Source organism: Gillisia sp. CAL575 (assembly GCF_000403785.1).
Taxonomy (GTDB): Bacteria; Bacteroidota; Bacteroidia; order Flavobacteriales; family Flavobacteriaceae; genus Gillisia.
In genome coordinates this window covers 1-14581 of the sequence record NZ_APHJ01000022.1, presented here as the reverse complement: position 1 = coordinate 14581, position 14581 = coordinate 1, and the positions used below count along the sequence as shown (strand labels likewise).

The 14581-nt window shown below is 34.8% G+C and carries 14 protein-coding genes and 1 tRNA gene; 2 read left to right on the top strand and 13 right to left on the bottom strand.

Annotated features, from left to right (window positions below):
• Nucleotides 1-2: 2 nt before the first annotated feature.
• The 13 genes from I130_RS06060 to I130_RS06000 all read right to left on the bottom strand — a co-directional run bounded on the left by I130_RS06060 (nucleotide 3) and on the right by I130_RS06000 (nucleotide 12697).
• Nucleotides 3-620, bottom strand: coding sequence for a WbqC family protein (locus I130_RS06060; RefSeq protein WP_034920535.1), 618 nt, complete (start codon nucleotides 618-620; stop codon nucleotides 3-5).
• A gap of 25 nt (nucleotides 621-645) precedes the next feature.
• A complete protein-coding gene (gene lepB / locus I130_RS06055) occupies nucleotides 646-2208 on the bottom strand; it encodes a signal peptidase I (RefSeq protein WP_034920534.1) in 1563 nt (520 codons plus the stop codon).
• Nucleotides 2209-2329: 121 nt separating this feature from the next.
• Nucleotides 2330-3031 (bottom strand): 4-hydroxy-tetrahydrodipicolinate reductase, encoded by a 702-nt coding sequence (gene dapB / locus I130_RS06050; RefSeq protein ID WP_034920533.1) that lies wholly within the window; start codon nucleotides 3029-3031, stop codon nucleotides 2330-2332.
• 2 nt (nucleotides 3032-3033) lie between these two features.
• The gene (locus I130_RS06045; RefSeq protein ID WP_157480506.1) at nucleotides 3034-3624 is read right to left on the bottom strand and encodes a DUF5683 domain-containing protein; all 591 of its coding nucleotides are present in this window, start codon (nucleotides 3622-3624) and stop codon (nucleotides 3034-3036) included.
• Nucleotides 3614-4516, bottom strand: a complete 903-nt coding sequence (locus tag I130_RS06040) for a ParB/RepB/Spo0J family partition protein (RefSeq protein WP_034920531.1) — start codon at nucleotides 4514-4516, stop codon at nucleotides 3614-3616. Before I130_RS06040 ends, I130_RS06045 begins: the two co-directional genes overlap by 11 nt.
• Before the next feature lie 3 nt (nucleotides 4517-4519).
• Nucleotides 4520-5284, bottom strand: coding sequence for a ParA family protein (locus I130_RS06035; RefSeq protein WP_034920529.1), 765 nt, complete (start codon nucleotides 5282-5284; stop codon nucleotides 4520-4522).
• 86 nt (nucleotides 5285-5370) lie between these two features.
• Nucleotides 5371-6255 (bottom strand): SDR family oxidoreductase, encoded by an 885-nt coding sequence (locus tag I130_RS06030; RefSeq protein ID WP_034920527.1) that lies wholly within the window; start codon nucleotides 6253-6255, stop codon nucleotides 5371-5373.
• A gap of 126 nt (nucleotides 6256-6381) precedes the next feature.
• A complete protein-coding gene (scpA, locus tag I130_RS06025; protein WP_034920525.1) occupies nucleotides 6382-8514 on the bottom strand; it encodes a methylmalonyl-CoA mutase in 2133 nt (710 codons plus the stop codon).
• A gap of 124 nt (nucleotides 8515-8638) precedes the next feature.
• Entirely contained in the window at nucleotides 8639-10018 is a 1380-nt protein-coding gene (locus I130_RS06020; RefSeq protein ID WP_034920523.1) for a methylmalonyl-CoA mutase subunit beta, read from the bottom strand.
• Between the two features lie 41 nt (nucleotides 10019-10059).
• Nucleotides 10060-10374, bottom strand: a complete 315-nt coding sequence (locus I130_RS06015) for an FtsB family cell division protein (RefSeq protein WP_034920522.1) — start codon at nucleotides 10372-10374, stop codon at nucleotides 10060-10062.
• A gap of 18 nt (nucleotides 10375-10392) precedes the next feature.
• Complete coding sequence (gene udk, locus I130_RS06010; RefSeq protein ID WP_034920521.1) at nucleotides 10393-11001, bottom strand: uridine kinase; 609 nt, start codon at nucleotides 10999-11001, stop codon at nucleotides 10393-10395.
• 115 nt (nucleotides 11002-11116) lie between these two features.
• Nucleotides 11117-11572: a c-type cytochrome gene (locus I130_RS06005; protein WP_034920520.1), complete on the bottom strand. Its 456-nt coding sequence runs from the start codon at nucleotides 11570-11572 to the stop codon at nucleotides 11117-11119.
• Between the two features lie 3 nt (nucleotides 11573-11575).
• Complete coding sequence (locus I130_RS06000; RefSeq protein WP_034920519.1) at nucleotides 11576-12697, bottom strand: PQQ-dependent sugar dehydrogenase; 1122 nt, start codon at nucleotides 12695-12697, stop codon at nucleotides 11576-11578.
• A gap of 179 nt (nucleotides 12698-12876) precedes the next feature.
• On the opposite strand from I130_RS06000, the gene I130_RS05995 reads away from it, so the two are divergent.
• Nucleotides 12877-12954: transfer RNA gene (locus tag I130_RS05995), tRNA-Pro, on the top strand.
• Between the two features lie 212 nt (nucleotides 12955-13166).
• Nucleotides 13167-14381, top strand: a complete 1215-nt coding sequence (locus I130_RS05990; RefSeq protein ID WP_034920518.1) for a site-specific integrase — start codon at nucleotides 13167-13169, stop codon at nucleotides 14379-14381.
• Nucleotides 14382-14581: the final 200 nt, after the last annotated feature.

Below are 14581 nucleotides of genomic sequence, written 5' to 3'. Positions count from 1 at the left end.
AATTACATAGTTCTTAGAAATGTTACCGCATTTGGTCCTTCATTAAAAAGGAGATCTAAAATACAGAGGTTAGAAATAAAGCCGTGTTTTTCTTGAAACACCTGAATGTATCCCGGAGTGGTTATACTGCTTTTAGCATTGACCAAATTCCGATGATCACTTATATTCTCTGGTTGTTTATTATATTCAGAAGTGTATTCAAAATTTAGATCTAACTGAAGACATTCCAGCACAGTTTCAAAACATTCTCTATTAAACTCAAAAAGTGTTAGATAATCTTTTCTAAATAAAAGAGCGAGTTCATCTTCATAAAATTCAAAAAAGGGAGATGTCTGATAAGCAGATTTTAAAGATTTCCAATGCACGCTCTGCCAATTGTCTTCATTATCTATTTTAACCTCACTATATTTCTGGTGCACCTTAACCTTGGTCTTAGGTAAATGCTTTATAGGAATATTCAAGCTTAACTTTCCATTCGCTCCAAGTATATACATTCGATTGCGATAGGTTTGCTTCTGGAAATTATCCTGTTTCTCTATCCAAATATTAGATGCATTTATTAATTCTTTAAACTGAGAGATAGGCCCAAAATATGGAAGACTTACTAAGATCTCTTTCATGAGCATTGGTATTTCTATTTGCTAGTTATGAATCTCTTTTCTTTTTAAAGAAATTATAACCGAATAAAACAAGTAGACCAATTAAGAAGTATGGTAAATAGGAGGTAGGTTCTTTATCTCCACTAACTGTAGTGAATAATCGCTCCCAACGAATCTTATTCATAATCCCCGTCCCGTTAGTGTCCCAACTAAACCAAACAAATACAGGTTTACCCACTACATGATTTTCTGGTACAAATCCAAAATAACGGCTATCTAAGCTGTTATGGCGATTATCTCCCATCATCCAGTAATAATCCATCTTGAAGGTGTAAGACTCTGTAGGTTGTCCGTTAAGTAGCACCTGATTGCCATTAACGCTTAATTTATTATCTATACCTAATTCCGATCCTTCATACACTTCTATAAGTCTTTTGTAGAAAGGTAAAGTCTCAAGATTTAACTTAGTAGTAACCCCTTTCTTCGGAATAAATATCGGGCCTAAATTATCCTTATTCCAGGATAAGCTTTTAGATTTTGGGAACAAACCTTGTTCTTTATTTCCAGCAGAGTCGATAATGCGTTCAAGAGATTCAACATTTGGATGATTTTTGAATTTATCATAGGACTCTTCAGTTAAGTTAATCACAAACCTATTTGAAGATTGATCATATCTATATGGATCAGTAATATCATAACGTTCATATAAATAGTAAGGATCAAAAGCTTTTCCCTTCGAGGTTCCTATATAATTATATTGCAATTTGGCCCTTCCTGGTAATTTAAGAGGATCTGAATTAATAAATATCTTACCGTCCACAATACTTAATGAATCCCCGGCAACTGCAACAGCGCGCTTCACATAATTTGTTTTCTTATCTATTGGCTTATAATAATTCTTATCTGTGAAATACATATTATTCATAGTGTCTACAGGCCAGTTAAATACTACAATATCTGAGCGTTCTATCTTCTCAAAACCTGGGAGTCTAAAATATGGAATCTGTGGTTTTGGTAAATAGGATTTTATACCCAAAATCGGAATAGTATCATGAACCATTGGGAAAGCAACTGCTGTAAGAGGAGTTCTGGCTCCATAATGGAATTTACTTACAAACAGAAAATCTCCTACTAACAATGTTTTTTCTAAAGACGAAGTAGGGATAGTAAATGGCTGAATAAGGTATGTATGTACTAAAGTGGCCGCAATTACAGCAAACAGAATGGAACTTATCCATTCCCCAGCTGCAGTTCTTGGGTGTAAACTTCTATCTTGGATATAAGTAACATCTGCCATATAATTCACGTAGTAGATATAAAATCCATATGTAATTACTACTAAAATAGTATCAATCAAGCTATGTTTTCCAAAACTTCTAATAGTCTCAACCCAAATTACTGGAAACATGATAAGGTTTACTATTGGGATAAATAGTAAAATAGTCCACCACCATGGTCTATGGATGATCTTCATTAATACCACTGCGTTGTAAACCGGTATTGCAGCTTCCCAAGCTTGTCGACCAGCCTTTACATATAATTTCCAAGTTCCTAAAAAATGAACAATCTGAATGATCAGGAAAAATAAGAACCACTGCGTAATAGTCATATAATCTAAGTTTAAGGTATAAGTGTTTAAAAAACCTGTACCGTTACATTTTATCCCTAAATGAGGTTTAAATTTCTTGTTCCTAGTATTTTCGGAACAGACCTCGTGGGTAATTTATTTTTTATAAATTTTGAAGAACATCTTTCATAGAAAAAACTCCTCTTTTATCTTTAATCCATTCTGCAGCAATAACAGCGCCCAAGGCAAAGCCTTCTCTGGAATGTGCAGTATGCTTAATTTCTATGGAATCTACCTCAGAGGTATAAGAAATGGTATGTGTTCCTGGTACGTTTTCTTCTCGTTTTGCAGTAATAGGAATTTCATTTTTCTCTGCATGATCTAATTGCCAACCAGTTTTTCTAGAATTGGTTATAATTTGCTGTGCTAAACTAATGGCGGTACCACTTGGAGAATCTAGTTTTTGAAGGTGATGTATTTCCTCAATTTCTACAGAATAATTCTGAAAAGGATCCATGATCTTCGCTAATTTCTCATTTAGTTCGAAGAACAAATTCACGCCAATGCTAAAATTTGAAGCATACAAGAATGCTGAATTTTCCGCTTCGCACAGTTTTACTGCTTCATCGTAGTTATCCAACCAGCCTGTAGTTCCAGATATAACAGGAAGCTGATTTTTTATACAAGTTTTTATATTTCTAAACGCTGCCTTTGGAATGCTAAAATCTATTGCAACATCGGCTTCAGAAAGGTCTATATTTTCAATATCTTCTGTAATTTTATGGGATATGGAATGCCCTCTTTCTAAAGCTATTCTTTCAATGGTCTTACCCATTTTTCCATAACCTAAAAGTGCGATCTTCATAATTAGAAATTAAAATTTAAAGATAAACCATAGCCTGTTTTCCCTGAGTATTCATCAAAATTAACGGCAGGTTTAAAGGAAAGATCTTCGCTTACATTAAATTGCTGAAGATGTGCATCTACATTAGCATCAATTATATTTAGTATATAAATTCCTGCAGTGACTAATAATGAAATCTCTTTGTTACGCTGAAAAGATTTTTGAGCTCGTATCAATCCATCCGTCGAAACTCGAGCTACACCGTTTACATAAAATTCATCATCTATATTCCCAGCAAGTCTACTTTTATAAGCATTTCTATATCTGTCGTACTGTTTGTCGTTTTCCAGATAAAAATAAATTCCAATTCCCAAACCAGCATAAGCAATGGGTATTTTCCAATATTTGCCATTATATGCTTGTCCCAGCCCAGGTAGTACAGCCGAGAAAAATGCAGCTTTTGCTGGAGCTAGGGGATTATATTCTTTATAATCTTTTTTAGCTTCAACAACTGTATCTTGATTAATTTTAATCTGCAATGAATCTTGTTGAGCTACTACGAAAGTAGTCACCATAAAAAAGACAATAGCAGTAAATAGATACTTAAGATTCACCCTGGATCATTTTTTTAATTCTATTAAAATCTTCTTCTGAAGTAAATGGAATGATAAGTTTCCCTTTTCCTTTTGAAGCTACCTTAATATCTACTTTAGCACCAAGATATTCAGAGAATTCTTTGATGCCTTTTTTATATTCCTGAGAAAGACTTGGACTTTTAGAAACAGTCTTCTTTGTTTCTCCGCCAGATAATTCCCTAACCAATTTCTCTGTATCTCTAACAGATAAAGAGCGTTCTAAGATCTTTTCGTAAATATCCAACTGTAGCTGTGGATCTTCAATATTGATAATTGCCCGACCATGACCCATAGATAAAAATCCATCTCTCATTCCAGTTTGGATGATCGGGTCTAGTTTTAGCAATCTTAGATAATTTGCAATCGTAGATCTGTTTTTCCCAACACGATCACTTAATTGTTCCTGAGTTAAATTTATCTCGTCGATCAATCGCTGATAAGAAAGGGAGATCTCGATAGGGTCTAAGTCCTGACGTTGGATATTCTCTACCAGAGCCATTTCTAAAGATTCCTGATCGTTCGCAATACGTATGTAAGCAGGAACTGTTTTTAGACCAATAAGTTTAGAAGCTCTGAACCTTCGTTCTCCAGAAACTAATTGAAATTTATTAAAGTCTAATTTTCTAACTGTAATTGGCTGTATCACTCCCAATTCCTTTATGGAAGAAGCCAACTCACGTAATGATTCTTCATTGAAACTTGTCCTTGGCTGAAATGGATTTACCTCAATAGATGTAAGTTCCAATTCCACTATATGCCCTACAAGTTTATCAGCATTTTTATCTTCAGCAGATTTTATATCCTGATCTGGATCTTTCAGAAGCGCTGAAAGTCCACGTCCTAATGCTTGTTTTTTGGTAGCTTTCGCCATCGTTTAACTATTTTTCTTAATTATTTCATGTGCCAGACTTAAATAGTTACTGGCTCCTTTGCTGGCAGCATCATAATTTATAATGCTTTCCCCGTAACTAGGGGCTTCACTTAAACGCACATTTCGTTGAATGATTGTTGTAAATACCATTTCATTAAAATGCTTTTGAACTTCTTCTACTACCTGATTAGAAAGTCTTAATCTGGAATCGTACATGGTTAATAAAAGTCCTTCTATATCTAACTTATCATTATGTATTTTCTGAACACTTTTAATAGTATTCAAAAGCTTCCCAAGACCTTCTAATGCAAAATATTCACATTGGATAGGAATAATCACAGAATCTGATGCAGTTAGAGCATTTAATGTTAACAAGCCCAAAGAAGGCGCGCAATCTATAAGAATATAATCGTAACTATCTTTTAAATGAGTGATCGCTTTTTTAAGCATGTACTCCCTTTCATCCTGATCTACTAATTCTATTTCTATAGCAACAAGATCTATATGAGATGGAATGATATCTAAATTAGGAGAATTAGTCTTTACTATAGCATCTTCAGCTTTGCAAGAATGTTCTAAAAGTTGATAAGTTCCTAATTCTACAGCTTCTACATCAATCCCTAAACCAGATGTCGCATTGGCTTGAGGATCTGCATCTATTAGTAACACCTTTTTTTCTAGAACCCCTAAGGAGGCCGCTAAATTTACTGAAGTAGTAGTTTTACCTACACCCCCTTTTTGATTTGCAATAGCAATGATTTTACCCATTAATTGTATTCTGTTTTAGAAGGTAAAAATACATTTTATTATAGGTTAATAAAATGATTTTGTTAACAGCTTCTATTTTATTATTGTTATGAATTAGACTTTTTAGAACGAATCATTTCTTCTAACTGATCCCACATTTCCTCTGGAATTGCTTCCAATAAGTTGAATTGTCCAGCTCCTTTTAGCCATTCTCCACCATCAATAGTGATAACTTCACCATTTATATAAGCAGAAAAATCTGATAGCATGTAAGCTGCAAGATTAGCCAATTCTTGGTGTTCTCCGACTCTTTTTAATGGAACTTTTTTAGCAAGATCGAATTTCTCTTTTAAATTTCCCGGTAATAATCTATCCCAAGCTCCTTTGGTAGGAAATGGTCCCGGCGCGATAGCATTAGATCTAATCCCGTATTTAGCCCATTCTACAGCCAAAGACCGCGTCATTGCTAAAACACCTGCTTTTGCAGTTGCACTAGGAACAACATATGCAGATCCTGTCCAGGCATAGGTAGTCACTATGTTTAAAATGGTTTTATCTACTTCTTTTTTGTCTATCCAATATTTTCCAAAAGCTAGGGTACAGTTCTTACTTCCTTTTAAAACAATATCTATAATGGTATCGAATGCATTTGCACTTAAACGTTCCGTAGGAGAGATGAAGTTTCCTGCAGCATTGTTTAACAAAGAATCTACTATTCCAAACTTGGCCACTGTTGCTTCCAACATAGCTTCTACTTGATCATAATGGCGAACATCACACTGCAATGGCAAACATGTGCCTCCAGTTTCTGCTTCCAATTCCCTTGCTGTATTCTCTAATTTCTCTAGGTTTCTAGAAGTAATTGCAACATTGGCTCCTAATTCAAGAAAATATCGGGTCATCGCTTTTCCAAGTCCGCTACCACCACCGGTTACAACAATTGTTTTCCCTTTCAAGGCATCATCACGAAGCATTTTTTTAGTGTAATCCATAATTTCAGTTATCAGTTATTGGTTGTCGGTTAGCAGTTTTTAGTTTTCAGATTTTGGTTATGTTCCTTCTTAAGTTCAAATTTTTTGTTGATATTTTCGAACAAATCCTGTCTACTGCCAACTTATTTATTCGTCTATTAATATTTCTAAAAGCTGAATTGCAGCTTCACTTATTTTGGTTCCTGGACCAAAAACTGCTACCGCTCCGGCATCGAATAAGAACTGATAATCTTGAGATGGAATTACTCCACCTACAATCACCATAATGTCCTCTCTACCATGCTTTTTTAATTCTTCAATTACTTGTGGTACTAATGTTTTATGTCCTGCAGCTAGGGAAGATACTCCTAGGATATGAACGTCATTTTCCATAGCTTGTTTTGCAGCTTCTGCAGGAGTTTGAAATAAAGGCCCAATATCTACATCAAAACCAAGATCTGCATAACCCGTCGCAACAACTTTTGCTCCACGATCATGCCCGTCTTGTCCCATTTTCGCGATCATGATACGAGGACGTCTTCCATCTTGTTCCGCAAATTTATCGGCTAGCTCTCTTGCTTTAATAAAGGAAACATTGTCTTTCATCTGTTTTGAGTATACGCCACTAAAGGTTTGAATTTTCGCTTTATATCTTCCATACACTTCCTCTAAAGCATCGCTGATCTCTCCTAAGGTAGCCCTTTCTCTTGCAGCAGATACTGCTAATTCTAATAAATTGCCATCCTTATTTTTGGCAGCACTAGTTAAAGCTTTTAAGGCGGCAGTCACTTTTTCATGATCTCTACTTTCTTTTATTTGCTTTAACCTTTCAAGTTGTTGCAAACGAACGGTTTGATTATCCACTTCCAAAGTTACAAGAGGATCTTCTTTTTCTAATCTATATTTGTTGTTCCCAACAATAATATCGGTTTCGCTATCTATTCTGGCTTGTTTATTAGCTGCTGCTTCTTCAATGCGCAACTTAGGAATTCCCGCTTCAATTGCCTTGGTCATTCCACCTAATTCTTCAACTTCTTCAATAAGCTTCCAAGCTTTTTGAGCTATTTCATGCGTTAAGCTTTCTACGTAATAACTTCCTGCCCAAGGATCCACGGTTTTGGTGATATTGGTCTCTTGTTGAAGATATAACTGCGTATTTCTGGCTATTCTCGCAGAAAAATCGGTTGGTAAAGCTATTGCTTCGTCTAAAGCATTGGTATGTAAAGATTGTGTGCCTCCAAAGGCTGCCGCTGCTGCTTCTATGCAGGTTCTGGCAACATTATTAAAAGGATCTTGCTCTGTTAAACTCCATCCGCTGGTTTGGCAATGTGTTCTTAAAGCTAAAGATTTTTCACTTTTGGGGTTGAATTGTTTTACCAATTTTGCCCAAAGCATCCTGGCAGCTCTCATTTTGGCAATCTCCATAAAATGATTCATTCCAATTGCCCAGAAAAAAGAAAGTCTTGGAGCAAAGCTGTCTATATCCATTCCTGCTTCCAGTCCTTTTCTTATATATTCCAATCCATCAGCTAAGGTATATGCCAGTTCAATATCGCAAGTTGCTCCTGCTTCTTGCATATGATATCCTGAAATACTTATGCTATTGAATTTCGGCATCTTTGCAGAAGTATATTCAAAGATGTCAGATATTATTCTCATTGAAGGAGTAGGAGGGTAGATGTAGGTATTTCGCACCATAAATTCCTTTAAAATATCATTCTGAATTGTTCCAGATAATAAAGAAAGATCTACACCTTGTTCTTCTGCAGCTACAATATAAAATGCCATAATTGGGAGAACTGCCCCATTCATGGTCATAGAAACCGACATTTTATCTAATGGAATCTGATCGAAGAGGATCTTCATATCTTCCACCGAATCTATTGCAACTCCTGCTTTTCCAACATCTCCCACCACGCGTTCATGATCACTGTCATAACCTCTATGTGTTGGTAGGTCAAAAGCTACTGAGAGACCTTTCTGGCCTCCGGCTAAATTTCTTCTGTAAAATGCATTGCTTTCTTCAGCAGTAGAAAAACCAGCATATTGTCTAATAGTCCATGGCCTTCTAACATACATGGTGCTATAAGGACCACGTAAATAAGGAGCTATTCCTGCTGCAAAATTTAAATGTTCAACTTCTTTTATATCTTTTTTTGAATATACTTTTTTAAGCGGAATGTCTTCTGCCGTCATAAAAGTGCTATCCGAATTGATATCCGAAGAACTTGGAGAAATCTCTTTTTTCAGTTTTATATGTTGAAGATTTTTTCTAGACATTGTTTTTATGCTTCCCTCATTGAGGGTTTTATTATGGACCCGATAATTATCGGGATGCTTAATTTTTTATATCTATTTCTTATTATAACCGGGCACTTTGCAGCTAAGTTATAAATAAGCACAATTATTTTTCTGTTTTCAATCTTTCTTGCTCTGATTTTTCAGAAAGGCGTTTTTCTAAAATTGGTTGGAGCAAAGTTTTTCTCGGATTCATTTTTAGAAAAGGATATAACTCCAAGTCATTTGCCATTCTATCCTCTGGATTATGGAATTTATTAGTTCCAATAAGAGTAATTTTTCCAGAATCAAAAAGTTCCTGTTCTTTAGTAGCGGTTTCAGAGATCTTCCTCTGAATGATCCCTTCTTTCAATTGCTTTAAAAACCCACCTCCATTTTCAATCTCCTTAAAGATCTCCAATGCTTTTTCTGCAAATTGCTGTGTAAGAGTTTCTATATAATATGCCCCATCGGAAGCATTAGAAACCTTATCGAAATAACATTCATTCTTCAATACTAATAGTTGGTTGCGGGCAATCCTATCCCCAAACTCATTATTCTTATGATAAATGGCATCGTAAGGTGAGTTATAAACTTCATCTGCACCACCAAGAACTGCACTCATACTTTGCGTAGTGGTTCTAAGCAGGTTCACATTATAATCGTATAAGGTTTTATCCCTTTTTGAAGGCTGAGCTAAAATGCTGCATTTTTCAGAAACTTTATATTCTGAAGCTAAACTTGAAAATAATAATCTAAGTGCTTTCATTTTAGCGATCTCAAAAAAGTAATTAGATCCTGTCGCAGTTAAAATTTGAAACTGAATTTTAGTATTAACTTTCTCATCATTCTCAAAATGATTCAAATATTCGTTGGCATGTGCAAGCATATAAGCTAATTCTTGCGGAATTGTCGCACCTGCGTTTTGATACAAAGTGCCATCAACGCTAATTACAGATTTAAAACCTTCAGTTTTAGCTACAATATTGTCCAAAATCTCATGATCTTTTTTCAAATCATGATACCAGTTTCCAGAACGTGCAAGATTACCAATAGGATCTATTTGCAAACTTACCTGATGGTCCTTTTCTGCAAAAAAAGTAATTAGAGTATTAAGGAATTCTTCAGAAAGAAATTCAAAAGAAATATAGATGGGAGTAGTGCTAAGCGCTATGTTTTTGAATAGAATATCAAAGTCCGATTCTTTAGAGGAAATAACAAACCATAAACTTTCTGCACCTTTTTTAATTACTTCCAGCGCTTTTTTATTGCTTTTAATATCGGAAGCTACATAAATCTTTTCGCAAACATTCCATGAAGTTGGGCTTGTAATTGTAATAGGGTCTTTTAGATCTTCAGAATTATAAAATGGTTTTACTGAAATTCCATCCTTACTATGAAAAATAAGAGTTTCATTATAATCTGCTCCCTTCAAATCGAATTGAATTTTCTGCTTCCATTCTTTGGCAGAGACTTCTTGGAATTCGTTGAATAAGGTGTGACTCATAATTTATTTTTTAAAATATAATTCGTGAAACTAGCAGTTGCTTAATCTATGGTATCGTAATGAATTATATATATATCTTCATCTGCTCTTTTCATATAGTAATGCTGTCTGGCATAGCTTTCTAATTCAAACGAATCGTTTAGGTTTTCTATGATAGCTTTATCTTTAGAGATCTCTTTTTGATAGTATTCTTTATTCACTTGAAGTTTATCTACTTCTTCATTCAGTTCTCTATGGATCAACCATGAGTTACTATCCAAAAAAAGCATCCAGCCACCAAAAATAAGTAAGATCAGCACATATTTATTGCTAATAAACTTGAACCATTTTTTACTGCGAAGCTCCTTTAGTTTCATAGGTTTAAAGATACAAAATTACGCCAATCTGTCTTTGATGATCGTTTGAACTATATCTACCGCCACATTGTTATATCTATTAGTTGGAATAATGATATCTGCAAATTCTTTTGTAGGTTCAATAAACTGCTGATGCATAGGTTTCAAGGTGGTTTGGTAGCGCCAAAGAACTTCATCTAGGTCTCTTCCGCGATCATTGATATCACGTTTCAATCTTCTAATTAAACGCTCATCACTATCTGCATGCACATAGATCTTAATATCGAACATATCGCGTATATCGGCATGGGTAAGGATAAGAATACCTTCTACAATGATCACCTTTTTAGGCTGAATGGTTACCGTTTCTCCTGTTCTATTATGCTCTTTAAAAGAATAAACAGGTTCTTCTATAGAATTCCCATTTTTAAGCTCTTTAAGATGAGAGACAAGAAGATCAAAATCGATTGATTTTGGATGATCAAAATTTATCTTTACACGATCTTCCAAAGATAAATGGCTGGTATCTTGATAATAAGAATCCTGGGAGATAACAGCTACATCTTCATTATTTAATTCATCAATTATCTGACTCACGACCGTGGTTTTTCCACTACCGGTACCACCGGCTATTCCAATAATAAGCATCTATAAATATTTTGACGCAAAGTTAATTATTAGTTTGAAATAGGGGAGCGGTCCATCATTTTTATTGAATTTTAGATTTACCTTTAAGTCTAGCTTAGATTAATTTATCAAATTTTTATTTAGTGAGCACTTTTACCTCTGCTTCGGTAACTTCAGTTTCATGGCTATTCCCCCAAGAATTAGAAATATAATTCATTACATCTGCCACTTCTTGATCACTTAGACCTTGAGGGGTCATTACGTTATTGTAGTTCTCACCATTCACCACAATAGGGCCGGATAAACCGTATTTTACTGCCTTAAGACTTTCTTTTCTTTTATCTGTTAACCAATCCGAACCCGCTAACGGAGGAAAGTTACCTGGTATTCCCTTTCCGCTTGGGAGGTGACAGGTTACACAAAAATTTGAGTAAACTTCTTCTCCTCTTTTAAAACTTTCAGAAACTTTTTCTTGAGAAGAGGAGTCTGAAATTATAATTTCTTCAGAATCTAAATTTGATTGATCTTTCTTTTTTTCTGAATTACAAGAAACAAGGAGGCTCGCAGCAAGGAATAAGGGCAATAATTTCATAATTTATTTTTTAATTTCTGTGGCTATTAATTTTACTATTCCAAGTCCTTCTACAGCTATATAAATAAGGCCATCTGGGGCTTGTCTTATATCTCTCACTCTTCCAATTCCCTCAAGCAATTTTTCTCTTTTTATAACTTTTTCGCCTTCAAGAATGTCAAGTTCTAAATACTGGAATTTAAGAGAACCAATTAACAAATTATTTTTTAAATGTGGGTATTTATCTGAAGTTACATAAACCATTCCACTAGGAGCAATAGATGGAACCCAATAATATATGGGATCTTCCATGTCTGGTCTGGAGGTTTCTGAAGTAATTGATGTACCACTATAATTCTCTCCATAAGTCAGGATTGGCCATCCATAATTTGCTGCTTTTTTAATGATGTTTATTTCATCTCCTCCTTTTGGGCCATGTTCATGTATCCATACTTTTCCAGTTTGGGGATGAAGGATCATACCCTGCGGATTTCTATGTCCGTAACTATAAATAGCATTTTTAGCGTTTAGTTCATCAACGAAAGGATTATCCTTAGGAATACTTCCATCATCGTTCAACCTATAGATCTTCCCATTATCTCTGGTAATATCCTGCGGATTAATATCTCTTTCTCCTCTTTCTCCAGCTGAAAAATATAAATAACCTTCCTTATCAAAAACGATCCTTGACCCAAAGTGTTGACCTTTGGTTGTATTTGGCCCTGCTTTATAAAGAACCTCGATAGAAGTTAACTGATTATCATCTAATTTTGCTCTTGCTATCGCTGTGTTTCCTCCATCAGAATCTCCTTCTGAAGATGCGTAGGTAAAATAGATCCATCCATTCTGCTCATAATTTGGATGAAGCACGATATCCAATAAACCACCTTGACCTCTATTATAAACTGTGGGCACTCCTTGAACTAGTTGTTTTTTACCATCTATAAAATGGATCAATTCCCCGCTTTTTTCAGTAATTAGCATACTTCCATCTGGCAGAAATGCCATTCCCCAAGGAATTTGAAGATCATCTACTACCGTTTCAACAGAATAGGTATAAGTGCTGGGTTCTATAGTGGTGTCTTTTTGTGCACAGGCAGAAAAAACTAAGAGTAAAATATTAATTATGAGCAGATTAAATTTCATGAGAATGTTTTTTAATGATTATAAATCCCGAATGATGATCTTAATGGAAATACAGCAATTAATATAAGATAAAAATAATTCATTTTAATTTAATTGCATGCAGGTAGATTGAAAGTAATTCTTATATTTGCAGCCGCTATGAAGATAAGCAAATAATGTTTATCCAAAAAGATAACCATCGGGGTGTAGCGTAGCCCGGTTATCGCGCCTGCTTTGGGAGCAGGAGGCCGCAGGTTCGAATCCTGCCACCCCGACCAAATGGGTATTAAAACCCACCAAAACACTGTTAATCTCTTGATTATCAGTGTTTTTTGTTTTTAATGATATCAAATAATATCATTTAAATACATAAGTCTGGTGAATCATTCGGTGAATCATTTTATTACAGATTTATACGTAACTTCATAGAGCATTTAACTGATTTGACTTTCGTCTTTGCAAACTGATTGTTTCATTTAAGACGCTTGAAATGCCTAATTACACTACCTTTTCCGTATTATTCTTTGTTCGTAAACACCATAACGAGACAAAGAAATTATTTATTTATGCCCGAGTTACCGTGGATGGAAAACGCTCAGAAATCAGTCTAAAAAGATCAATTTCGGTGAATCATTGGGACGTCTCAAAAGGACGTGCTAAGGGTACTACTCCAAAATCAAGAAGTTTAAATCAGTATTTAGACCAGATCTATACTAAGTTTTTGGATTGTCACAAGCAACTTTCCTCAGAGAACAAAGTAATATCTGCCCAAAGTATTAAAGCTCGGTTTTATGGGAATGATGAACACCAGAAAACTTTGTTGGAATTAATGAGCTATCACAATTCCCACATGAAAAATGTGTTGAAACCCGGCACGATGAAAAATTATCGCACCACCGAAACCTATTTAAAAGAGTTTTTAAAGCAGAAAATGAACAGCAATGATATCGACATCAAACAAATCAACTATCGTTTCGTAACCGACTTTGAACAGTTCCTACGTATGTATTCTGTTAAGGTATCTCGTAAGACTTGTGGCAATAATGGCACGATGAAACATTTGGAACGTTTTAAAAAAATGTTGAACCTTTCAATTAGACTGGAATGGCTGGTTAAAAACCCTTTTGACAATTTTAAATTCAGGTTTGAGAAAAACGAGCGGCAATATCTAAGCAAAAGAGAACTTCAACTAGTAGAGAGCACTGAATTTACGTATAGCAGTCTACAAAAAGTAAAAGATATTTTCATATTCTCATGCTATACAGGGCTTTCTTATATAGATTTAAAAGAATTGACCATTCATCAGATTATTAAAGGAATCGATGGTAGTAACTGGATTTATACCAAACGTGAGAAAACAGACGAAACGGTAAAAGTGCCACTTCTACCCCAAGCCCAAAATATTATGGATCAATATGCCGATAGTATAAAAGACGATTTTTTATTCCCGGTCTTTTCCAATCAAAAAGTCAACAAATATCTAAAAGAGGTTATGCTGCAATTGAAAATAAAAAAGACAATTACCTTTCACTCTGCCAGGCATACTTTTGCGACCACGGTTACCTTATCGAACGGCGTACCTATAGAAACGGTTTCCAAGCTTTTAGGACATACCAAATTATCTACCACGCAGATTTATGCTAGGGTTCTAGAAAATAAGTTGAGTGAAGATATGATGCTATTGAAAGAAAAACTAGGATCGTGATTTTAATTTTGATCAATTACGAAATCAAGCCCCATATCTACCGAACTAATACTATGAATTGTTTGGATATTTAATCAGATTAATATTCTAATTTAGAAAATTAAAGCAATTAGTCTTTTAAAATCTTTGCAACCTCCGGGCGCAAAGCAAGATTGTCATGACAATGACACATCTTGCTTTGCTTCTCCAAATGAAATTCT

Coding starts and splice junctions, on each gene's coding strand:
- I130_RS06060 (WP_034920535.1), bottom strand. CDS start 620: ATGAAAGAGATCTTAGTAAGTCTTCCATATTTTGGGCCTATCTCTCAG.
- lepB (WP_034920534.1), bottom strand. CDS start 2,208: ATGACTATTACGCAGTGGTTCTTATTTTTCCTGATCATTCAGATTGTT.
- dapB (WP_034920533.1), bottom strand. CDS start 3,031: ATGAAGATCGCACTTTTAGGTTATGGAAAAATGGGTAAGACCATTGAA.
- I130_RS06040 (WP_034920531.1), bottom strand. CDS start 4,516: ATGGCGAAAGCTACCAAAAAACAAGCATTAGGACGTGGACTTTCAGCG.
- I130_RS06035 (WP_034920529.1), bottom strand. CDS start 5,284: ATGGGTAAAATCATTGCTATTGCAAATCAAAAAGGGGGTGTAGGTAAA.
- I130_RS06030 (WP_034920527.1), bottom strand. CDS start 6,255: ATGGATTACACTAAAAAAATGCTTCGTGATGATGCCTTGAAAGGGAAA.
- scpA (WP_034920525.1), bottom strand. CDS start 8,514: ATGTCTAGAAAAAATCTTCAACATATAAAACTGAAAAAAGAGATTTCT.
- I130_RS06020 (WP_034920523.1), bottom strand. CDS start 10,018: ATGAGTCACACCTTATTCAACGAATTCCAAGAAGTCTCTGCCAAAGAA.
- I130_RS06015 (WP_034920522.1), bottom strand. CDS start 10,374: ATGAAACTAAAGGAGCTTCGCAGTAAAAAATGGTTCAAGTTTATTAGC.
- udk (WP_034920521.1), bottom strand. CDS start 11,001: ATGCTTATTATTGGAATAGCCGGTGGTACCGGTAGTGGAAAAACCACG.
- I130_RS06005 (WP_034920520.1), bottom strand. CDS start 11,572: ATGAAATTATTGCCCTTATTCCTTGCTGCGAGCCTCCTTGTTTCTTGT.
- I130_RS06000 (WP_034920519.1), bottom strand. CDS start 12,697: ATGAAATTTAATCTGCTCATAATTAATATTTTACTCTTAGTTTTTTCT.
- I130_RS05990 (WP_034920518.1), top strand. CDS start 13,167: ATGCCTAATTACACTACCTTTTCCGTATTATTCTTTGTTCGTAAACAC.